The organism is Nostoc sp., from assembly GCF_036917815.1.
GTDB lineage: Bacteria > Cyanobacteriota > Cyanobacteriia > Cyanobacteriales > Nostocaceae > Nostoc.
Window position 1 is genome coordinate 1 of record NZ_JBALEK010000093.1, and the last position, 20,985, is coordinate 20,985.

The following is a 20,985-nucleotide window of genomic DNA, read 5'->3' on the forward strand; positions in this document are numbered from 1 at the left end:
CCAAATTCCAAATTATATAAGACAGGAGATTTAGCCCGTTATCTAGCAGATGGCAACATCGAATACCTGGGGCGTATCGACAACCAAGTAAAAATTCGGGGCTTCCGCATCGAATTGGGAGAAATCGAAGCCGTACTCAGCCAACATGAAGATGTGCAAACGTCCGTTGTCATCGCCCGCGTTGACAACCCTGGAGATCAGCGCCTAGTCGCCTACATCGTACCGCAAAAAGAGCAGACGCCCACAGTCAGCGTTCTGCGTCAATTCCTGAAAGCCAAGCTGCCAGACTACATGATGCCTTCGACTTTCGTCATCCTGGAGTCCTTACCCCTGACTCTCAATGGCAAAATCGACCGTCGCGCCTTACCCGAACCTTCTGGGCGCAGTGCTTCGGACACATTTGTTTCACCTCGGAATACTGTAGAACTACAACTGGTGCAAATCTGGTCAAAAATTCTGAAGGTTGACAATGTGGGGGTAAAAGATAACTTTTTTGACCTCGGCGGTCATTCCCTCTTAGCTCCTTACTTAATAACTCAAATTAAACAACAGCTTAGTAAAGATATCCCCTTAGTCACGCTTTTCCAACATCCAACAATTGAAGAGTTGGCGACTATGGTGCAAAAAGATACGGATGCTTCTGGTTGGTCTCCCTTAGTCGCAATTCAGCCAATGGGTTCCAAACCAGCTTTCTTCTGTCTTCCAGGCGCTGGTGGCTTTCCGTTCTACTTATATAATTTAGCCCGTTGTCTTGGTTCAGACCAGCCGTTCTACACTTTCCAAGCCCAGGGTCGGGATGTAGAATTAGCGGCAATCAGCCAAGTTGAGGATATAGCCACCCACTACATTGAAGCAATACAAGCTGTGCAGCCACAAGGCCCCTATTTTTTGGGAGGACATTCTTTTGGCGGTAAAGTCGTTTATGAAATGGCGCAGCAGTTACTGAGTCAGGGACAGGTGGTGGCTCTAGTTGCCATTCTTGATACCACAGCACCGATCACTCAGGCAAAGCCAGAAGAATGGGATGATGTTAAATGGCTGATTGAGACTGCCAAACTCTTGAAAATTGCGTTCGCAAAGGATTTGGATATGGATGCTGATCCCCTCTTATCTTTAGCTCCAGAGGAGCAATTTAAATATGTTCTAGATTACTTTAAAATGGTTGACATTTTGCCTCCCGACGCTGATACCACGTATTTGAAGAAGTTATTACAAGCTTTCAAAGCTGATGGTAGCGCTGAGTATGTACCACAACACATCAATCCGATCGCAATTACTCTCTTTCGCGCCAGCGAGTCTGCTCCAGAAGAGCCTACTGCCTTACAATCTGAGCTTTTACAGGATTTGTCCTGGGGGTGGAGCGCATTTTCTAGCGAACCAGTGGATGTCCAGTTTGTCCCAGGAAGTCATGTGACGATGATGACTCAACCCCATGTCCAGGTTTTAGCTGAACGGTTGAAAGCTTGCATCCAGCAAGTACAAGCAAACATCTAAGTGCAAAGATAGTTCCGAGTCTTAGCTATTGAGTGATAAATATTACTCAGTAGCTAACAATATTTAGCCAAAAAAGGAGTATGAAGAGTGAAGACCGTCCTGATTCCCTCACTCTACCTTCTATTACAAGAGGTAAAGATTAAGTTACTACTTTGGGAGTCGGTGAGAAAATAAGGTTATAGAGAATCTTTTGAGAATTTAGTAAAGTTATAAGCATTGGAGTAAAGCAAATGAATGCTAAACTGATCGCTTTCTCTGGCTTTGTGACAACAGTTGTGGGTGGAGGAATTGGTTTTATTATTGCCAATTTATTTCCTTGCCCCTACACGAGTCAAATGTATCAACATTTGGAGCAAAAATACGCGCTCGTTGGTGCAGTTGCTGGCTTGCTCATTGGTTCTAGTCAAGAAACGATTCGAGAACTTAAGCAAGAGCGGGATGCGGAAGAAGACTTGCTGCGAGATTTTAACAAAGCTATTCACTCAAATACAAATAAAAGAGTCGTCGGGAAATAAAAGATTATCTCGGCAATAGTGATCTTGCAACGCCGGATTTTCTTAATCAGCCATCAACTAGAAGAACGGTGAACACAAAGTCTCAAACTCTGACTCCCATTAGACATCTCCAAAAGAGTATATTTTGTGGTAAAAGAACATTATTGCGTCTATAAAGCAATGAAAACGCTATGCCAATAAATAATCGCGCCAATTTGGAATTATGGATTTCGATAGCATCCAGCTTTTGTCGTATCGCTAAAAGTAAATCTAAATTATGTGTGTTCATGCTGAATTTCCCTGACATTACAAGTTTGATGATGAGAGAAATTCGAGGTTGCTCTACACATTACTCGGTTAAAAACAAACCTCTTTATCTGAAATACCGCAAAATTTTAATAAAACTTTAAAAAATATCAGAAGTCTCTTGGGGTATTATCTTCAGCACACATTTAGATAAAATGGTATTACCCATCAGGGTACTTTCCTAACGGCAGAATTGCATAAAAAAAGTACCATGATTGGTACTTTAGGTATTGAGCAGAGATGCCTTCACTTATAAAGTATGCGCTCCCAGTTGGAATTTATCTTTTGATTTCTTAATGGACTTTCTGTGACTGTATAAACTCGATTATCATTGAATACATCCTGGCATATTCTATTAAATGGGAAGGGAATGTCTGTAATTTAGTCGGTAGCAGAAAAATTTAAAACAATGACAAAATTTTTGAGTTGACCGAACTTAGTGCAAAGCATATTTCCACATCCAATGTCGTCCAAATCGGGGAGATACTAATGGTATTAGCTCAACTATTAATACGCAAGAAAACAAAATTTGTCCTGTGGCGACCACGTTGTTACCAACCCCCAAGCCGGATTATTCATTGGGGACTTTCTTGTACCCAGTTCCACACCTTTTGAAGACTAGCTACTCAACTTAAATCCCATGACACAAACCTCTATCTTCTGGGTTAACATTGGGGTTATTTTGTAAATAATCATGTACTTGAGTACAACCACGAACCAATAGTGGCTTTAAATCTTCCAAATAGGAATTCCACACTATTACGGTCTTATCTCCACTGCCAGTTACCAGGGTCTTACCATCAGGACTAAAATTAACACTCCAAACAGCGTCATCGTGTCCGCCCAAGTTTCTTAACAAAGTACCATCTCGGTTCCAGAGTTTAACGGTTTTGTCTCTACTGGCAGTGGCAATGATATTACCGTCAGGGCTGAAAACTACGCTATTAACTATATCGCTATGGCCATGGAGGGTTTTGAGTTCTTTGCCATCGCGATTCCAAAGTTTAACTGTGTTGTCCGAACTGGCAGAAGCAATAATGCTACTATCTGGACTAAAAGCTACGCTGTTAACCCCACTTGTATGTCCACGTAGAATTTTAAGTTCTTTACCATCTCGGTTCCAAAGTCTAACTGTGTTGTCCCAACTGCCAGTTGCGATCGTCATACCGTCTGGACTGAACTTGACGCTGTTGACTACATCTTCATGCCCAGATAGTGTTTTAAGCAAATTACCATCTAGACTCCACAGTTTAACAGTTTTGTCCGCGCTAGCAGTGGCAATAGTATTACCATCTGGGCTAAAACTGACATTCCAAATCGTGCCCTGATCCCTAGCTAGTGTTTTGAGCAAATTACCGTCTCGACTCCACAGTTTAACAGTTTTGTCCTCACTAGCAGTGGCAATAGTATTACCATCTGGGCTGAAACTGACATTATTAACTCGTTTAGTATGATCGCGTAAAGTATGTAATTCTTTACCGTCTCGACTCCAAAGCTTAACAGTGTTGTCCCAACTAGCAGAAGCGATGGTATTTCCATCTGGACTAAAAACTACGCTATAAATTGATTGCTGATGTCCGCGTAAAATGTGTAATTCTTTACTATTAAGATTCCAGAGCTTGACGGTTTTATCCGAACTAGCAGTGGCAATTTGCTTGCTGTCAGGGCTAAAAGCTACACTGAAAACTACTGCGTCATGTCCGCGAAGGACATCAAGTTGTTGACCATTAAGACTCCATAGCTTGGCTGTTTTGTCGTTGCTGGCAGAGGCAATAATCTTGCCATCAGGACTAAAGCTAAGTTTATTAATTGTGTCATCGTGAGCGGAGAAAGTACGTATTTCTTTCCCCTCTTTACTCCAAAGTTTAATAGTTCTGTCCCAGCCCGCAGTTGCAATAATTTTACCATCTGGACTAAAAATAACGCAATTAACCCCTTCCTTCTGCCTGTAAAGTGTTTTTAATTCTTTGCCTTCTTTGCTCCAGAGCTTGACAGTTCCATCCTCACTAGCAGTTGCAATGATGTTACCATCTGGACTAAAGCTGACACCAAAAACTCCATTCTTATGTCCATGAAGGGTTTTAAGTTCTTTACCATCTCGGCTCCAAAGTTTCACAGTTTTGTCTGAACTGGCAGTAGCAATGATGTTGCCATCTGGACTAAAGCTGATGCTGTTAATGCGTTCTTGATGTCCATGAAGGGTTTTAAGTTCTTTACCATCTCGGCTCCAAAGTTTCACAGTTTTGTCCCAACTGCCACTAGCAATGATGTTACCGTCAGGACTAAAGCTGACACAAATAACTCCATTCTTATGTCCGTGAAGGGTTTTAAGTTCTTTACCATCTCGGCTCCAAAGTTTCACAGTTTTGTCCAAACTGGCAGTAGCAATGATGTTGCCATCTGGACTAAAAACTACATCCTTGACGCTATCTCTCCCCTCCTCAATGTGATTTTCTAAGCGGTTGTATTCTCTAGTAAAATTAACTGCCTGTAGTAGTGTCTCCACAAGTTGACTGCGAGTATGAGTATCAACACCAAAGGTTTGTTGGATGCGATTTGCTCCCCTAATACTGGTGATTAATGCATCAAAATTCTGATTTGAGGTTAAGAATGTTTCAGCACTGGAGCGAAATGAGTTAATTTCGCTGATACGTGCCTTCTGGGATTGCCATCCAGTGACTCCTGCCAAACTAAAGGCGAATAGTAAACCAGTAGAGAGTCCCCAAATCGTTAATTTTCGTCTACGCTTTTGGATTTTGATTGTGCGATCGCGCAACTCCAAACTAAACTGAATGAAACATCTTTCCTCTTCACTCAGTTCCACTAGGCGTTTGTTATACCAATCTTCTGCGATCGCCAGTGGCTTTCCTCGCAACAGCGCCCCTTCATCAAAACTGCTACTCTCCCAAGTACGCATTGCTGTCCGCAACTGCTCTTGCCAGTGGCGAAAGTCTCGGTCTAGTTGCATCCACAGATTCAAGTGTAGCCAACTCCGGATCAGTGCCTCATGGACAATTTCTACAGTTTCCGAGCCAGTTTTCTCATCCCGTCCCGTAACTACTAAGCGAGCATCAGCTAAACAAGTCACCAAATTCCAATTTTCCTCACCCACTTCAGCGCGGGTAGCTACACGACGGGTATCTTCCGTTCCTTCTCCTGGATGCACCAGTTGGATAAAAATTCGCTGCGCCCTTTCTTTTTCCTCGAAGTTCAGTTTGTTATATGCTTCATCTGCATAACCAGCTAATGCTGCTTCCACCCCCCCAATTTCATCGTAAGCAGCATGGGTCAATTGGGCCGAAAGTTGTTTTGCCCACAGTTGAGTGAGGGCAAACTCCAATAAAGGTAAATCCCCTGGTTCTGCACTCACCGCAGAAACAATACGCTCAGTCAATCTCTGCTGTATTGTTACCCCCAGCAACGCCGCAGGTTTTTCTACCGCCGCTTGCAGTTCTTCATCCGTCATCGGAGCAAGTTTTAAGTCTGCATACTGCAAGGCATCAGCAAAGGGACGATAAGACAATGCTTGTCCTAAAAAATCTGCCCTGAGAGTGATGACAAAAGTAAAATTAGCACAGCAATAGATTGCTTCTAGTAATCTATCTAAGAAAGCTTTGCGCTTTTGTGCATCTCTGCTCATAGTGTAAAGTTCTTCAAATTGATCGGCAACTAGCAACAAACGCTGTCTGGAATCAAGAGAGACGATATCATCTACTACATCCCGCAACCCATTCTCGCACTGCTCCAGGTCACTGGCAAGATTTCTAATCTCCCGCAAGCGTTCAGTGCGACTAAGTAAAGGTCTGGTGACTTGGGACTTTTTTTGATGGTAAGCTGTACTACAATGAAGTTCTCTGTGGTCAACAAGGGCAGTTGCAAGATTAAACAAAGGTCTGAAACCAGGTCTAAAGTCAACAATCTGCCAGTTACCAGCAGAGCGCAGACGCTTCACCAAACCTGCAAACACCACGCTAGATTTACCACTACCACTAGAACCAATAACCGCAACCAAGGGTTGATGAGGTGGTTTTTGCACCGCATCCACCAACATCTGGGTGAAAGTTTCTCGTCCAAAAAAGAACTGTGCATCTTCCTCCCGAAAGGCAAACAAACCGCGATAGGGAATAATTTGGGTGGGACGACGACCTAAGTCTAACCAACTTGGTGGGGCTGTACCCGCATTTTGACAAATTACTGGCAACCAAGAGGCACAGGGATATTTATCTTCAAGACCATGCAACTTTAACCTTGCTTCTTTGACTGCTTGATATAAGGACTTACCACCATTGGCAAAATCCACCAAAAAATGCTTTAAAAATACCTGTGCCACTTCATCTGGTACTTGTTCCCTCATGACAATAATTTGGGGAATGTGTAGCGCTTCTAACTCAGATGCTAATCCCAAACCATCACAGGAATTGAAAATCGCCACGGCTAACCCGTTGCTAGTGGCTTTTTTCAAGCCATATTTGAGGTCATCAGTAGTTAAGCTTTCCTGATTCTCATTAATGTATATTCGACCACTATCTCCCACAGTCTGGCTATGACCTGCAAAAAACAGAATATCCCAAGATTTCTCCCACAAGGAATCGTTGATTTCGTGACGTTGGGGCTGCACCAGAAAAGTTACATCGGCATCAGGTAAACTGTTGAGTAATCTTCGGTCTGTTTCGACATCAATACCAATACTGTTGCCCAAAATCGCCAGAATTTTGACTTGATCTCTTTTGGTAGGTGTTTTCGTGATTATAGGTTTATGATAATCGGTTGCACTCAAAGCTAGTTCGGCATTGGGATATTCTTCCACCAAATCCCAAAGATGCCAAGGTATTTGTCGCAACTCTTGACTAGATGTGCGAATTAGCACCCGCACCAATTCTTTTTCTGGTAATTCCTTTAACCAACTCTCCCGGATGGGTCGAAAAGACTCCGAAAGCAGCCACTTATTCAGTCGTTTTTGTAACTCCTTAGCTGAATTTTTGCAATCTTCGTATTTCTGAGTAATAGAACCTTCGTAAGTAACTTTTATGGCTTTGATACCGCGAGTATAACTCCCCAAACTACGGTAGTGCGATCGCCACTGGTCAATTGTTGTCTGCAAGGGAGCAATTGGTGGTAGATTACCTGTAACTTCTTTATGCGGGCTAACACCTTCATTAGCAATTGAAAGCGTTACCCGTACACCCTGCTGTAAATCGCCATCTAGCTTTAGGGCAACTAACTTTGTCATTGGCAATATCACAATTGTGCGATGCACAAATCATCATGAGTATATATCTATAACTACATTTACCCCAAGAGAGATTTCGCATTTTTCTATCTTTATATCTGACAAGCAAAAACTGCACGCTCGGAGTGCCGCAAAAAATGAGCGATCCAGCAGTATGCAGTATATAGTTGCTTTTCAAAGTACATCACGGCGGAAATAGACCTACCATCCTAAATGGGTAAAAAGCTTGCGGTATAAGTATTCTTTCTTTTTACTTTTTACTTTTTACTTTTGCCTTGTTGTATAGCATTTCCCAAGCTAGTAAGGTACACCCGTAGGGGCACGGCAGTGCCGTGCCCCTACACCTTGCGATATAATGTTGTACCTCATCTGAATTGGAACAGCTATACTAGTTGGATACCTAAGTCAGGAGGGTGACTTCCTGACTTAGGCATCTACTGATCATTTTGATAACCAATTTAGAACATGGGTAAACTCTGTTATCTCATCCAATATGAGATAAATTGACTCAAGAATTCTGTTAATTTCAGATGATAAAATTCTCTATCACGCTAATATCTCCTAAAGCTATCTTGACGCTGAAATTATCTCCCACAGCAGCGTTAAACTCCAATGCAATTTTTTTGTTATCGTTTTTGGCTTTAGCTTCCATAACAGCAATTTCTTCTTCATCTAAAATCATCACGTGAAGAGACGATGGCAAGTACTCTTGACCATTTGTTGGATGTAAGTATACCATAATTTTCATATCTTCAAAGTTGTTTTTGTCATGACTGACTTTAACAATTATCCCTACTGATGACCTGTTGGCTTTTATCCCAAAATCAATCAATTTAGCCCGCTCAACAGAGTTTTTAAAACCCGACTCGGCGCTTCTAAATTGCCAAGCTGCTTCAGTAACAAATATAGATTCTATTGTTTCCCAGCCCGATTCAAAAATATTCTCAAACCATCTTTTTAAGTTCACAACATCTTGACTAGTAAATAAACCTAAATTTTGAGTAGATAAACCCAAATTTTGAGTCTTATATTTAGTTGCTTGTAATTCTAGAGATTCTAGATAATTCAGGAAATTTTCTAGAGGTTGTAGTTGGTTGATAGGTAAGTTATCAATTGAGACCTCCTTGATAAATCCTAACAACTTGGCTGATTGTAAAGATTCACTTATTTGCACAGCGACATAGCCAATCCGGTTTGATTGGACTTCTGGTGGCACATAAACAAAATCTGCATTTTCTAACACCGGACGGCATTCCAAGTTGCCCAAATTTTTAATCAATAAATCAGCTACATCCATCAGAGTTTGTTGTACTGGATTCCAACTGTCACTCGCTTCTAGGTCAGTTTCAAACCCCATAGACTCTAGATAGAAATTCACGAAAGATACAGACAAGGTATTAAGCAAAATCTGCTGGCTTTTTTCAGGTGTGGCTTGCTGTCTTGACCATTTTTCTGCTAGCCTGCGAACGACGGTCGATATCGGACCAGTAAATGTAGAAATAGTTGCGATGTCACTCATCATTTGTTTCCTCTAAGTTACAGCAGATTGCAAGTTAATGAGGTACAAATACCTCACCCGCGCTGTCGCGCACCCTCCCCGATACCAAGGGGAGGGTTGTGGATGGGTGTACTTCATTTACTTGCAATCTGCTGTAAGTCTTCTCCACCACATAAATTTCTAAATTCGTCGCGAAATTTTTCTAAACTTCGCTGATAAAAGCTACTTAATGTTGCAACTGGAATATTAAATTCTTGTGAAATATCTTTCCAAGATATACCTGACCATCTTTTGACAGCAATTTCTTGGAAATTTACTTTGGGATATTTTTTGATATGTGCTTGTTTAAAAATCCCTTTTGGGTCTATTTCTATATATCGTCTGATTTTTTTAAAAGCAGAGATATAATTATCCTCGTTCTCGTTCTCGTCAAATGCCAAATCTCCCATGTTTTCTAATACAGAGCTTTCCACATTAGTTTCATTGGCGTTGCCAATTATTTTGGGAATAGCCTCTTTAAAAAAACGTTTACTTAATAACATATTAACCCAAGTCATAAATGATGCACGTTGCGGGTCGTACTTGTCAATATTTTTGCAAATATACAAAAATAGGTCTTGTACTGCCTCTTGATAAATTTGTTCGTAAACTCCTGGAAATTGACCTTTATATGGGTGGCAAAGCTTGCGTGAGCAGTACATACCATCGATTAGTTTTGATAAAGTTATCCGTCTAGCAGTTGTCCCTAGAGGGTGTTTTTGGACTTGTAGAGCTAGCTCTTGAAGCTGTTGCTCGTTCATATATTCATTTGTGAGAATCGTATTCCTCTAAAAACTATCGGATGGTAATTGTGGCTTTTATCCAAATCGTCTAGTAAAGGTTACAAAAATTTACAATATAATTTTGGCGGGAGGCTTCCCATGAGGTTTGAGCCTAAGCTGCTGGCAGGAGAACATCGGTTAGCAGCAATTCGATTGTTAAAGGAGCAGCAGGATGTCCAAGGATGTCTAGAGTTTATAACTAAGAACTTATCGAAGAATACTTATAAATCAACGCTTATCCCCGGAGGCAGAAGGTAGGAGGTTAGGAGTATCAATTGAAACTAAAGTTTCTTTCATCTTTTGCCCAGTTCATAAAAAGAATTATACCGAGACGCGCAGCGCGTTAGCGTAGCGGCACGTTCGCGGCAGAGTCTCGTAGAGAAGTGCGGTATAAAGCCTCCTTACTTCAATCCCACGTTTTTAAACGTGGGTTCCTCCTGCCTCCTGCCTTGTCTACGACACGCTGCGCGAACGGCCTCCTGAATTGGGTTGCCACAATGGAGTGATATCAAGGTTATCGCTACATAGCTAAACTAAAATCAGCCATTTTTGTCTAATACACTCGATGCTGCTTCGTCGGAAAGAGTAGTAATAATGTCTCTCAAAGGGCGATCGCGTTCGCATTCTTCTGGTGTTTCCTTACCCAAAGAGGTATCTTTCACCAAGCGGTAAACTTCGGCAGCTCCGTAAAAAATCTGCTTAGTCAGACCTAACTCTTGAAAGGTTTCAGCAATCTCTTCCATTTCTCCGATCCAACGATGTGCTTTTGGTGTCATGGATGGAATGGAACGGGTGAGAATAGCAGCAAGTTCTGGTTGGCTACTAGATACTTCCTCCCATAGTTGCTCATCCAAACCTAAACGATGGGCAGCAATGAGTAATTCTGTGCCAATCGCTGTTAGTCCTTTTGTTAGGGCGGCGTAAGACATCTTCAATCCAGAAGCCTGACCAACTTCATCGCCAATCACTCGTATATCTAACCCATAATTCCGCAATTGTTGAAATTCATCGGCCTGTTTTCCTGACGCATAAATGCGAGTGCGGTCGGGAACTCTAGGAGGGGGGCCAATGATGGAAGCATCTACGAATGTGGCTCCCACTGATTCAATAACTTGGGCAATACGTTTTACTTTTTGGGGTGCGATCGCATTACCATCAACATAAAGAATCTGTTTCCCGACATTATTTATTACTTCAGCTACTTGCTTTGCTACCTCTGCTGCGGCGGCCGGGACTAAAACTGATAACACCACATCAGATTCAATTACCAGTTGTTTGAGGGAACCCACATCTTGGATATTAGCTGCGGCTGCTAATTGCCGAGTTCGTTGACTGCGATCGTCTAGGGCCGCAACGGTTTTCAATCCATTTTGATTGAGAACGGCTGCGATCGCCTGCCCCATGTCACCTGGACTTAAAATACCAACAGTTTGGATTTGCATGGGAAAATTTATTTTTACCTGTATTCAGGTTTTAATTAATTCGCTGCTGGATTTATTGCAGTGCTGGTATTCCACCAAGCGCTCCAATTCTACCGCTCCTACTGAAAAAACAGGCAATTTTCAAACAATGGTTTGCCTTTGAATCGCAGCGCATCTTGGATTTGTCAACGGATGAAACAGATGAATTCACCAATTTTTCTTCAGTTTAATTAAACTTCACCAATATCTTTGTTAAGCCCTCACCTAACTTTTCAATAGATTCTTGTTGTTTAGGATCTTTTAATGTGCCATCACCATTAAAGGCTTCGTAAGCTTTGGCTACTGCGATTTGCTCGGGAAGTACCAAAACTTTGATATTTCCCAATATAGACCGCAAGTGAACCAACCCCCGCAAACCACCAAGAGCGCCTGGGGAAGCGCTCATAATCGTAGCAACCTTACCTGCAAAAGCAGCCAACGATGCTTCATTTGGGGCTGGACGGGATGCCCAGTCAATGGCGTTCTTTAAAACTGCTGTGAGGGAACTGTTATATTCCGGCGAAGCAATCAGCAATCCTTGATGAGAAATCAGCAAATCCTTGAGAGTGCGGGCGTTGGCTGGTAGACCTTGTTCAGCTTCCAAATCTTCGACAAACAGAGGTAAAGGTAAATCACGGAGGTCTAGATAAGTCACTTCTGCCCCTGCTGCCTGAGCGCCAGCCGCCGCAACTTTTACCAATTTTTTGTTGTAAGAATCAATCCGGGTGCTGCCTGCAAAGGCGAGAATTTTGGGTGTAGATGCCATAGTTAGAGGTTGAACACTTCAACTGCATTATCCTGTTTTCAGGCGATCGCTATTTGCTACCTTTAGATTTTCTTTATACATTCCCTCTTGCCTTACAAGAGGGTGTTGACATCGGCTAATCAAATCTGTATATTCAAAGTATATACATCAGACCAAGTTTCCACTCCGAAAATCTTAAGTTCGGGCGTGTAGATTGCTAACAAAATATTTGGAGATAGCTATGACGGCAGTTGTTGCTAAATGGGGAAATAGTTTAGCTATTCGGATTCCAAAAGCGGTAGCTGAACAAGCACATATAACCGAAGGAACAGGTATAGAGCTTAGTGTGCAAGGTGACAATATTATAATTACACCACAAAAAAGAAAAAAGTATACCCTTGATGAGTTGCTTGAAGGTATGACTGCTGATAAATTCCATCCGGAATTTGAAACTGGAAACGCTGTGGGGAATGAGCATTGGTAGTTAATCCATACTTTCCCAAAAGAGGAGATATTATCAAATTAGAATTTGGAGCAACACAGCAGTTTACGGTTGATTCGATTCAGCGTGCATTTGCCCTCTACACATCAGGAATGTCATTTGATGACATTGCGATGACAATGAACAATGAACTACAACAGCAAGGGCGGGAGCAAATGGGCTACCGCCCTGTTCTTGTTATATCTCCAATTCAATATAATCGAATGGCTTCTTTAGTTTTAGCGTGTCCGATAACCAGCAAGGCAAAAGGGCTTAGTTTTGAAGTTCCACTTATTAAGGGAATGCAAACAAAAGGAGTTGTGTTAGCCGACCAAGTTAAAACACTCGATTGGAAAGCTAGAAAGGTAAAATTTGTTGAAAGTGTTTCACAAGATTTAATAGAAGAAGTACAGGCAAAGCTCGAAACATTGATTTTATAAAACTAATTTTATTTAAATTTAGAAGTGCGATCGCAACTTCAGCTGCATTATCCTGTTTTCAGGCGATCGCTATTTGCTACCTTTAGATTTTATTTAGAAACATTCTCTAACGATTATGGCGAATTGGTCAGACTCTTATCTCGGCAAGTTACGACAAGTTGTAGGTGAGCGCCTACTTCTATTATTTGGCGCACGCGTAATTATCGAGGATAACTTGGGGCGCATTTTGTTGCAAAAGCGAAGTGATTTCAAAGTTTGGGGGCTACCTGGCGGCTGTCCAGAGGTAGGTGAATCTGCGGAAGAATGTTCAGCACGAGAGGTTTTTGAGGAAACTGGTTTAACGGTTAAGCGTTTTGAAGCTGTGGGGTTTTCTTCCAACCCAGCCTTTGAAACTGTAACCTATCCTAATGGCGATCGCGTGCAAAATTTCATTTTGATTTTACGAGCTGTTGAATGGTCAGGCAGCCTCGCTTGCTTAGATGGAGAATCGCTGGCGCTGGAATTTTTTGATTTGGCAAACTTACCTGCACTAATGCCAAACGATCGCCCTGTTTTGGAAAAGTTTCAGGAATACAAGAAAAGTGGCGAATTTCTGATGTTCTAAAGCATTTTTTCCAAGAACTGCTTGGCGCGATCGCACTGAGGATTTTGGAAAAACTCGCCAGGAGTAGCATCTTCTGCTAAACTTCCCTGGTCGAGGAACATAATCCGATTGGCAACTTCTCTGGCAAACCCCATCTCATGGGTGACGATGGCCATTGTCATTCCAGATAACGCTAAAGCTTTCATCACTTCCAGCACATCCTTAACCATTTCGGGATCTAAAGCAGAAGTGGGTTCATCAAACAAAATCATCTCTGGTTCCATTGCTAATGCCCGAGCGATCGCTACTCGTTGTTTCTGTCCTCCAGATAGTTTAGATGGGTACACAGACACTTTTGATTCTAAACCTACCTTAGCAAGCAATTCTAAGCCATGTTCTTCTGCTTTTTGCTTGTTAACTCCTTTCACCTTTATGGGGGCGTAGGTGACATTTTGCAGCACATTCATGTGGGGAAACAAATTAAAATGTTGAAATACCATCACCAAATGCTGGCGCACCTTAGCAATGTTTGCCTTGGGCTTGGTAATTTCTTGCTCGTGAAAGTAGATTCTGCCTCTGGTGGGTTGTTCTAACAAGTTTATGCATCGCAAAAATGTAGACTTACCTGAACCAGAAGGACCTAATATGGCAACCACTTCTCCCTGATAAAACTCAGTAGAAATATCTTTGAGTACGTCGAGTTTGCCAAAGGATTTACATAAGAATTCCGTGCGAATTATTACATTATTCACTTTGCCGTAACCTCCTTTCTAAAGCGGATGCACCCAAGGTCATACCCATTACTAAAACATAGTAGATTAACCCTGCAAATAGCAGTGGTTCAAAATAAATATACTTATTTGCACCAACAATTTGGGCGCTGCGTAATATTTCCACTACCCCAATGGTTGACACCAGCGCCGAATCTTTAAGCAGTCCGATAGTTTCATTTACCAATGCGGGGAGAATGTTCTTCAACGCTTGAGGCAAAATCACATCCCACATCATCAACCAATAGGGAACACCCATAGACATCGCCGCTTCACTTTGTCCTTTATCCACCGCCTGAATCCCACCTCTGATGGTTTCCGACATATAAGCGCCAGAATTCAGGGTAAAAGTTAGTACCCCAGCCTCCAATGCTGAAATGTCATAGCCTGTAAGCTGGGGTGTTGCGTAGTAAACCAATGCCAACTGTAATAACAAAGGTGTGCCTCGAAAAACAGAGGTATAGGCGTTAGCAACCCAGGTAAGGGGCTTGATGCCGAGAATTTTTAATAGAGACAGGATTGTTCCCCAAATTAACCCCAAGGTTACAGATAATAGGGTAAACAACAAAGTTAAAGGGATTCCCCGCAGAATAAAGGGAATGTCTGGAAGGATTCTGGTAAAGTCGAGATTCAATCCACCTTTGGCAGGAGTTGGAGATATAGGATTGGCGGTAGTGTTCTGTGAAAACCATTTGGCGACAAGTTTATTCAATGTGCCATTGTCCTTCATTTGTTGAAGGACTTTGCTAAACGGTTCTACTAAAGAAGAACCTTTAGGAAAAGCGATCGCCGATCCACTTGCCTCTTCTGAAGGAATAGTATTAAATTCTAAATCTGGGTTAGCTTGGGCAAATCCCTTAGCGACGGTATCCTCAACAATTGCTGCATCAATTCGCCCAGATTTGATTTCTTGAACTACTTCCGGTACTTTGTTGAGTTGCTTTAGCTGAATACCCGCAACTTTTTTAGCAATTTTCTGGGCATTTTGTTCTTGTATGGTTCCTAGTTGTACGCCAACCTTTTTTCCTGATAAGTCTTGGGGCTGTTTCAGATTACTACCTTTAGGAGCGACAATGGTATCTTTGGCTTCGTAATAGATAATTGAAAAATCAACATTTTTCCGACGTTCTGGAGTCGGAGTCATCCCAGCCATTACAAAGTCAGCCCGATTTGCTTGGAGTGCAGGAATTAACCCATTAAAATCGGATTCCATGATCTTAAGTTTAAACCCTAGTTTTCCAGCAAGGGTCTTGGCAATATCTATATCAAAACCAACGATTTGGCGATCGCCTCCTTTAGTATCATAAAATTCATAAGGAGGGTAATCTGGGGAAGTAATCATCGTCAGCGTATCTTTACCTAAAGATGAGGCAGCCTTTAGAGAATTACTATGTCCGGTGATGATGTTTATTACTACTACTGCTACAACCAGTATCGTTAATAGCCATACTTTTTTTTTCATGGACTTGATAATTATATAAATTCCATAGCTATCAAAAGACTTTAGTGTAGCTATAAGTTTTGTGCAGAAGCTTTTGAATCTGCATTTGCTTTGTTGTTAAGACTCCTTAAAAATAGACAGGTATGGTTCATAAATAAAAGCTCGGTTACGTTTATTTCCAGTAATTTCTTCCACGATTCCTATATTACATAATTCTCTAACTAAAATGTTAGCGTTAGTGTATGATAATTGGGTAAATTCTTTAGCCATTTCTATATTAAAAACTGGCTTGTAATAGAGTTTGTCGAGTAAGGCTATAGCATTCCCTGCCTTCCGATTTCCCATTCGTTCCATTACTGTTTTACGATGATCTTCTTTTAAATTAACTATTTGACGAGCAACAGTAGATGCTTCCTGAGAAACTTCATATACACCTTTCAGAAAAAACTTAAGCCAGCTTTCCCAGTCCCCATTATCCCTGATAGATTGGAGATGATCGTAATATTGCAAACGGTATTTTTTAAAGTAATAAGATATATAGAGCAGAGGACGTTTTAATATATTTTTTTCACATAATAAGAGAGTAATTAGTAAGCGTCCTGTTCTTCCATTGCCGTCTTCAAAAGGGTGAATTGTTTCAAACTGAGCATGAGCTAATCCAATTTTAATTAAAGCTGGCATTGGAGCAGAGTCATGTAAAAACTTCTCAAAATTACTTAAAGCTTCTTGCATATCATGGGGTGGAGGTGGAACATAAGTAGCTTCCTTTAAATTACATCTTCCCTCACCAATCCAATTTTGGCTGCGGCGAAATTCTCCTGAACCCTTTTCAGAACCTCGACCTTCTCTCAATAATTCTTTATGAATTTCACGGATCAATCGCAATGATAAAGGAAAATTATTCTCTAATCTTTCGAGTCCGTGATTAATTGCTGCAATATAGTTGACAACTTCGGTTACATCTTGCGGGTTGTCTGGTTCCACTGTACGGGATTCAAACTCAAGGACATCTATCAAAGAAGCTTGTGTTCCTTCTATCTGACTTGACAACACTGCCTCTTTACGAACATACATAAACACGAATAAGTCGGGATTAGGTAAAGCGTCTGTTGATCCATCTAAACGACCTAATGCTCTATCTGCTTGTGATAAAAGTTCTAACATTTCATCATCAATACATAATTTGGGTATAGGCGGTAAAGGATTAGGTATAAAAGCTTTGTATCCAGTCAGCTGTTCTATGTATCTACCTGCTCTATCGGTATCAATCATATTATCGATTTCATTCACAAGAGACAATTTTTCATCCATGTTATCAAATTCCCTTAGTATCAGCAATAAGAATTTTTTTGTGTTTATACATGATATAATTAAGGGTTTAATATATTGTATTGAAAAAAAACAGCAAGTAAAGTGTATGTTCCTTTTGCCTTAGTTCCATGAGCAGGGCTGATTCATTCCCTAAAAGACCTTAATTTACAAGCGTATCAGTCAAAAAAATCAGGTTTTTAAACACTCTAATTGGGTCAAAAACCAGGCGATCGCACTTAAATTTACCGATTGAAACAGTAATTTTTCGATTACCAACTCACTAAATTTTCTGGTTGATACTCTTGACAAAATTCTGATCTGAACGAATGAAACAGCCCTGGTTCCATGAGCGGTCAATACACTTGCTATACTTATGTGGATGCCAGTAATTACTGTAGTAAATGAAACATTAATTTTGGATCAATGTTTCATCTGTTTTAGTTTTAAATCTGTTAGAAATCAAAGAAAGTTAAACCTAAATAGGGATAGAATACGAAATATCCCATCCCTACTTCATTTTTTGATTAACTAACTCTATAAGAGTTTGACCTTTTAACTTTCATCAAATAGACTTATCCTGCTTTACGCATATAATGCTAAAAACCAGAGTTTTGGTGAGGAACCGAAAGAGTCTGCTGAAGACAAACTTTCCTCCCCGTTCGCTGCTTTTCAGATGCTATCAAAAGTCAAGGAAAGTCAAATCAAACCTTTAATTTAGTCGTCTCCAGCAGCTTGACGCTGGCATAAATAGCATCAATATAAGGTGTGGGAATTTGAGTAAGTTTTCCCAATTCTGCCACCGCGCCAACAATAGCATCTATCTCCGTAGCGCGTCCGCCTTCAATATCTTGTAGCATTGAGGTTTTGTGGGCACCAACGTTTTCTGCCCCATTAATTCGCTGTTCTAAAGTGATGCCAAATTTTATACCCAAATTTTCTGCGATCGCTTGAGTTTCAGTCATCATTTGCCGCGCTAGTTCACGGGTAAGGGGATAGCGGCAAATATCCTCTAGAGTCGCACCAGTTAAGGCACTAATCGGATTAAATGCCACATTCCCCCACAACTTGATCCAAATTTCCGTGCGAATTTGATTGCGGATTGGCGCTTTGAATCCTGCCTGTTTTAAAGTCTGTGCTAATAATTGGATGCGTTCTGTTTTAGTGCCGTCGATTTCACCGAGAGTAAAGCGATCGCCTTCAATATGTTTAATTACACCTGGTTCAATTATCTCAGTTGCCGGGTAAACCACACAACCGATGGCGCGTTGGGCACCAATACTAGCTTCAATAATTCCATCTGAGTCAACAGATTGAATCTGCGTACCTTCATACTCACCGCCATGCTGACGGAAGTACCACCAAGGAACGCCATTTTGGGCTGTTACGACCATTGTCTGAGCATTGTAGAGTGCAGGGAGAAGAGGTGCGATCGCTGGCACACTGTGAGCCTTAACAGTTAAAATTACTACATCCTGTGTCCCTGCTGACTGAATATCGCTAGTTGCCAAAGTCGGAATAGCAATTTGGCTAGAACCGTCTGCCATGAGCAACTTCAGCCCATTTTTTTGAATCGCCTCCAAATGCGAACCACGCGCAATCACTGTCACTGCTTCACCTGCTAGTGCCAGTTTTGCCCCTAAATATCCACCAATTGCACCCGCGCCAACAATACAGATTTTCATAAGTCATCATTATTTATACTCTGTCTGCTGGTTAGAGATTCCGTATTTACTAGTATTATAAACTACCAATGTTTTAGCGATCGCTCTTTGGGGAAAAACTTTTTGGTTGATTGAAAATAATAGGGTCAACCTTTGTATAAGCATTCTTACAAATATTGTTTGTGAGAATACTTTACTCATTGGCAAAATTCTATCTTGGCAACTATGGCAGTAAATGGTAGAATTTTTGTACTATTTACATCCAAAGGAGTCGAAGCATGCCACGCCTAGATTTAGGTAATCCTTATGATTATTATGTTCAGGCATTGCTTGATACAGGACTTTACAGCACTTACACGGAAGTGGTGAAGGATGCGTTGCGTCAGCACATGGATTCACACACCGAGAGCAAGCGTATAGCGTTATTACAGGCTGCGATCGCCGAAGGAGAAGCAGACATACAGGCAGGGCGTGTAGAGCCTTACAGCCCCGCAATGATTGACCGTTTGACCGCAGAAGTACTGGGAGATGAATAGCCAAAATTCCTACATCCTTTATCTATCAGAGCGGGCAAAGCGGGATTATAAGAAAATTCAGCGTTACACACGGGACACTTACGGCAGGGAGCAAGTATTGAAATACGCTTCCTTGCTCAAGGTATGCCTTGAAAAAATAACGGATAATCCCATGCTGGGACACTGGCGAGCCGATATTCCAAAAACGTATAAGGCATATAGTGCAGGTGAACATATTATTATCTATCGTGTGGAGGGTCAGACGGTCTATGTGATAGCAATTCTGCATGGCAGTATGGATTTTCTACACCAGCTTGAAGAATAGCAGGAAGATATTCAATTATAAATAAGCGGGTATGTGCAAGCAAATTTCTATTCTCGAAAACGACTCTTTGTGGGAAAGGTTGTATTCGGATCAAAAATCAAGGGGACTATTTCATTAACCTGTTGAGTTTCCGCTTGAGTCTTTTGATGGTCTTCTCCATACGATTGTGCTGCCAATAAATATTAAAGGATTTTATTTTTTTTATTTTCCTAACGCTTTTTTACAGTGCATTTTTAGTTTAAAAGGGAGAAAGGACGATTTATGGCTAATTGGCAAACAGAATCAGGGCAAGAACCGTACATCTAAGGTAATACCTGAAAAACGGATATTATTTGAGCAATTGTGTTTGCAATTGTTTGATTAAGAATCCCCGTCTCTTGAGAGCGGGGAGTGTCAAATTACTTCTTACTCAGCACTCCTAAAACTTTGCATCGCTGACAGCAGGTGTTGATGAACAGATTTTGAGGCAGCTACGATCAATCCAGGTAGGCTATAGTTTTGACAAGTATGCAGTGGCGGTAAAGTTGAACCGTCCAGAGTCGTTACAATCCAGCCAGCCTCTTTCGCAATAAAAGCGAGTGCAGCACTATCAATAAATTTGCCCGATTTGATGACTGCTCCGCTTAAGTCGCCACTGAGAATACCATTGAGATTGGGAATTTGAATATCACTAGAGTAATCAGTTGCTATATCGATTACTTTATATTCATCTTTTAGTAAATGTGCGATGGAATTCATTCCCCATCCCAACAAAATAGAAGGTTTGGCGGATGTGATGTGTAAAGGCGCACAGGCTTCTAAGTTCACCTCTAGCGTCCCTTTAAAAGCACCTTCACCTCGAAAGGCGTAAAAATAAATATTTTGTCCGGGTGAAATGGCCAGTACTGCTTCAAAATCATCCGAATTTAGAATACTGAGAATAATTTGGTAATTAGAATGTCCATCCATGTAAAACTTTGTGCCATCAATCGGGTCGAGTGTGACTAAATAATCACCTTCTGAACCGAGTTCAGTAGCGCGAAAATACTTGGTGTTATGAGAACTTTCATATTCTTCACCATAAAAACGAATCTCTGGGAAAGTGCCTAGTAATACTACTTCTATCAGATTTTGAATAGCCACATCTGCATCAGTCAGGGCGGCAGCAAAAAAGTTTTTTGCTTGTTCTTTGGCAGGAAGTGCAGCAATTTTTGGTTGTAGAAAATGGGCGTAGGCTGCTGCTATTTTGAGATGGGGAAGTAAAGTCTCTAAAATTAATCGAGTAGTTGGTGTTGTGGACATTGCAGCAAACTCCTTTTAGAAATAATCTACCGTTGGCAAGGCGATAAAATTCTATATCTAGACAAAATTACGGTATCATTTGGATGCAATTAGATCAATGTGACACAGCAATGCTCATTGGTGTCAACT

17 protein-coding genes are annotated in these 20,985 nt (G+C 41.2%); 7 read left to right on the plus strand and 10 right to left on the minus strand.

What is annotated here, in order from left to right:
• Together V7K97_RS28285 and V7K97_RS28290 are read left to right on the plus strand one after the other, a co-directional pair.
• On the plus strand, nt 1–1,494 hold a 1,494-nt coding region (locus tag V7K97_RS28285), incomplete at its 5' end, for a thioesterase domain-containing protein (RefSeq protein ID WP_334804291.1).
• 230 nt (nt 1,495–1,724) lie between these two features.
• The gene (locus tag V7K97_RS28290) at nt 1,725–2,009 is read left to right on the plus strand and encodes a hypothetical protein (protein WP_334804292.1); all 285 of its coding nucleotides are present in this window, start codon (nt 1,725–1,727) and stop codon (nt 2,007–2,009) included.
• 916 nt (nt 2,010–2,925) lie between these two features.
• Here the strand turns inward: V7K97_RS28290 and V7K97_RS28295 are convergent.
• The 5 genes from V7K97_RS28295 to V7K97_RS28315 form a co-directional block, all read right to left on the minus strand.
• Nucleotides 2,926–7,524: an nSTAND1 domain-containing NTPase gene (locus V7K97_RS28295; RefSeq protein WP_334804293.1), complete on the minus strand. Its 4,599-nt coding sequence runs from the start codon at nt 7,522–7,524 to the stop codon at nt 2,926–2,928.
• Nucleotides 7,525–8,050: 526 nt separating this feature from the next.
• Nucleotides 8,051–9,046, minus strand: coding sequence for a DUF1822 family protein (locus V7K97_RS28300; protein ID WP_334804294.1), 996 nt, complete (start codon nt 9,044–9,046; stop codon nt 8,051–8,053).
• A 110-nt stretch (nt 9,047–9,156) separates the two neighbouring features.
• Nucleotides 9,157–9,822: a sigma-70 family RNA polymerase sigma factor gene (locus tag V7K97_RS28305; RefSeq protein WP_334804295.1), complete on the minus strand. Its 666-nt coding sequence runs from the start codon at nt 9,820–9,822 to the stop codon at nt 9,157–9,159.
• 560 nt (nt 9,823–10,382) lie between these two features.
• Nucleotides 10,383–11,285 (minus strand): NAD(P)-dependent oxidoreductase, encoded by a 903-nt coding sequence (locus V7K97_RS28310; RefSeq protein WP_334804296.1) that lies wholly within the window; start codon nt 11,283–11,285, stop codon nt 10,383–10,385.
• Nucleotides 11,286–11,490: 205 nt separating this feature from the next.
• Entirely contained in the window at nt 11,491–12,069 is a 579-nt protein-coding gene (locus V7K97_RS28315; protein WP_334804297.1) for an NADPH-dependent FMN reductase, read from the minus strand.
• Nucleotides 12,070–12,289: 220 nt separating this feature from the next.
• On the opposite strand from V7K97_RS28315, the gene V7K97_RS28320 reads away from it, so the two are divergent.
• The 3 genes from V7K97_RS28320 to V7K97_RS28330 all read left to right on the plus strand — a co-directional run bounded on the left by V7K97_RS28320 (nt 12,290) and on the right by V7K97_RS28330 (nt 13,573).
• Nucleotides 12,290–12,532 (plus strand): AbrB/MazE/SpoVT family DNA-binding domain-containing protein, encoded by a 243-nt coding sequence (locus V7K97_RS28320; RefSeq protein ID WP_334804298.1) that lies wholly within the window; start codon nt 12,290–12,292, stop codon nt 12,530–12,532.
• Nucleotides 12,526–12,969, plus strand: coding sequence for a type II toxin-antitoxin system PemK/MazF family toxin (locus tag V7K97_RS28325; protein ID WP_334804299.1), 444 nt, complete (start codon nt 12,526–12,528; stop codon nt 12,967–12,969). The genes V7K97_RS28320 and V7K97_RS28325 overlap by 7 nt, the downstream gene beginning before the upstream one ends.
• 115 nt (nt 12,970–13,084) lie before the next feature.
• Nucleotides 13,085–13,573 carry an NUDIX hydrolase gene (locus V7K97_RS28330; protein WP_334804300.1) on the plus strand — a complete coding sequence of 163 codons (489 nt, stop codon included), beginning with the start codon at nt 13,085–13,087 and terminating at the stop codon, nt 13,571–13,573.
• Here the strand turns inward: V7K97_RS28330 and V7K97_RS28335 are convergent.
• From V7K97_RS28335 to V7K97_RS28350, 4 genes are all read right to left on the minus strand, one after another.
• On the minus strand, nt 13,570–14,304 hold the full coding sequence (locus V7K97_RS28335; protein WP_334804301.1) for an amino acid ABC transporter ATP-binding protein: 735 nt from the start codon (nt 14,302–14,304) through the stop codon (nt 13,570–13,572). The genes V7K97_RS28330 and V7K97_RS28335 overlap by 4 nt on opposite strands.
• Nucleotides 14,297–15,784, minus strand: coding sequence for an ABC transporter permease subunit (locus tag V7K97_RS28340; RefSeq protein WP_334804302.1), 1,488 nt, complete (start codon nt 15,782–15,784; stop codon nt 14,297–14,299). Before V7K97_RS28340 ends, V7K97_RS28335 begins: the two co-directional genes overlap by 8 nt.
• A gap of 96 nt (nt 15,785–15,880) precedes the next feature.
• Entirely contained in the window at nt 15,881–17,074 is a 1,194-nt protein-coding gene (locus V7K97_RS28345) for a Fic family protein (protein ID WP_334804303.1), read from the minus strand.
• A 701-nt stretch (nt 17,075–17,775) separates the two neighbouring features.
• Nucleotides 17,776–18,756, minus strand: a complete 981-nt coding sequence (locus V7K97_RS28350) for a 2-dehydropantoate 2-reductase (protein ID WP_334804304.1) — start codon at nt 18,754–18,756, stop codon at nt 17,776–17,778.
• Between the two features lie 257 nt (nt 18,757–19,013).
• Here V7K97_RS28350 and V7K97_RS28355 point away from each other — a divergent pair, with 257 nt between their 5' ends.
• Both V7K97_RS28355 and V7K97_RS28360 read left to right on the plus strand, forming a co-directional pair.
• Nucleotides 19,014–19,271 carry a ribbon-helix-helix domain-containing protein gene (locus tag V7K97_RS28355; protein WP_334804305.1) on the plus strand — a complete coding sequence of 86 codons (258 nt, stop codon included), beginning with the start codon at nt 19,014–19,016 and terminating at the stop codon, nt 19,269–19,271.
• Nucleotides 19,264–19,575, plus strand: a complete 312-nt coding sequence (locus V7K97_RS28360; protein WP_334804306.1) for a type II toxin-antitoxin system RelE/ParE family toxin — start codon at nt 19,264–19,266, stop codon at nt 19,573–19,575. Before V7K97_RS28355 ends, V7K97_RS28360 begins: the two co-directional genes overlap by 8 nt.
• Before the next feature lie 405 nt (nt 19,576–19,980).
• On the opposite strand, the gene V7K97_RS28365 is transcribed toward V7K97_RS28360, so the two are convergent.
• Entirely contained in the window at nt 19,981–20,856 is an 876-nt protein-coding gene (locus V7K97_RS28365; RefSeq protein WP_334804307.1) for an inositol monophosphatase family protein, read from the minus strand.
• Between the last annotated feature and the right edge of the window lie 129 nt (nt 20,857–20,985).

Coding starts and splice junctions, on each gene's coding strand:
- V7K97_RS28345 (WP_334804303.1), bottom strand. CDS start 17,074: ATGGATGAAAAATTGTCTCTTGTGAATGAAATCGATAATATGATTGAT.
- V7K97_RS28340 (WP_334804302.1), bottom strand. CDS start 15,784: ATGAAAAAAAAAGTATGGCTATTAACGATACTGGTTGTAGCAGTAGTA.
- V7K97_RS28310 (WP_334804296.1), bottom strand. CDS start 11,285: ATGCAAATCCAAACTGTTGGTATTTTAAGTCCAGGTGACATGGGGCAG.
- V7K97_RS28365 (WP_334804307.1), bottom strand. CDS start 20,856: ATGTCCACAACACCAACTACTCGATTAATTTTAGAGACTTTACTTCCC.
- V7K97_RS28290 (WP_334804292.1), top strand. CDS start 1,725: ATGAATGCTAAACTGATCGCTTTCTCTGGCTTTGTGACAACAGTTGTG.
- V7K97_RS28300 (WP_334804294.1), bottom strand. CDS start 9,046: ATGATGAGTGACATCGCAACTATTTCTACATTTACTGGTCCGATATCG.
- V7K97_RS28355 (WP_334804305.1), top strand. CDS start 19,014: ATGCCACGCCTAGATTTAGGTAATCCTTATGATTATTATGTTCAGGCA.
- V7K97_RS28305 (WP_334804295.1), bottom strand. CDS start 9,822: ATGAACGAGCAACAGCTTCAAGAGCTAGCTCTACAAGTCCAAAAACAC.
- V7K97_RS28330 (WP_334804300.1), top strand. CDS start 13,085: ATGGCGAATTGGTCAGACTCTTATCTCGGCAAGTTACGACAAGTTGTA.
- V7K97_RS28320 (WP_334804298.1), top strand. CDS start 12,290: ATGACGGCAGTTGTTGCTAAATGGGGAAATAGTTTAGCTATTCGGATT.
- V7K97_RS28360 (WP_334804306.1), top strand. CDS start 19,264: ATGAATAGCCAAAATTCCTACATCCTTTATCTATCAGAGCGGGCAAAG.
- V7K97_RS28315 (WP_334804297.1), bottom strand. CDS start 12,069: ATGGCATCTACACCCAAAATTCTCGCCTTTGCAGGCAGCACCCGGATT.
- V7K97_RS28350 (WP_334804304.1), bottom strand. CDS start 18,756: ATGAAAATCTGTATTGTTGGCGCGGGTGCAATTGGTGGATATTTAGGG.
- V7K97_RS28295 (WP_334804293.1), bottom strand. CDS start 7,524: ATGACAAAGTTAGTTGCCCTAAAGCTAGATGGCGATTTACAGCAGGGT.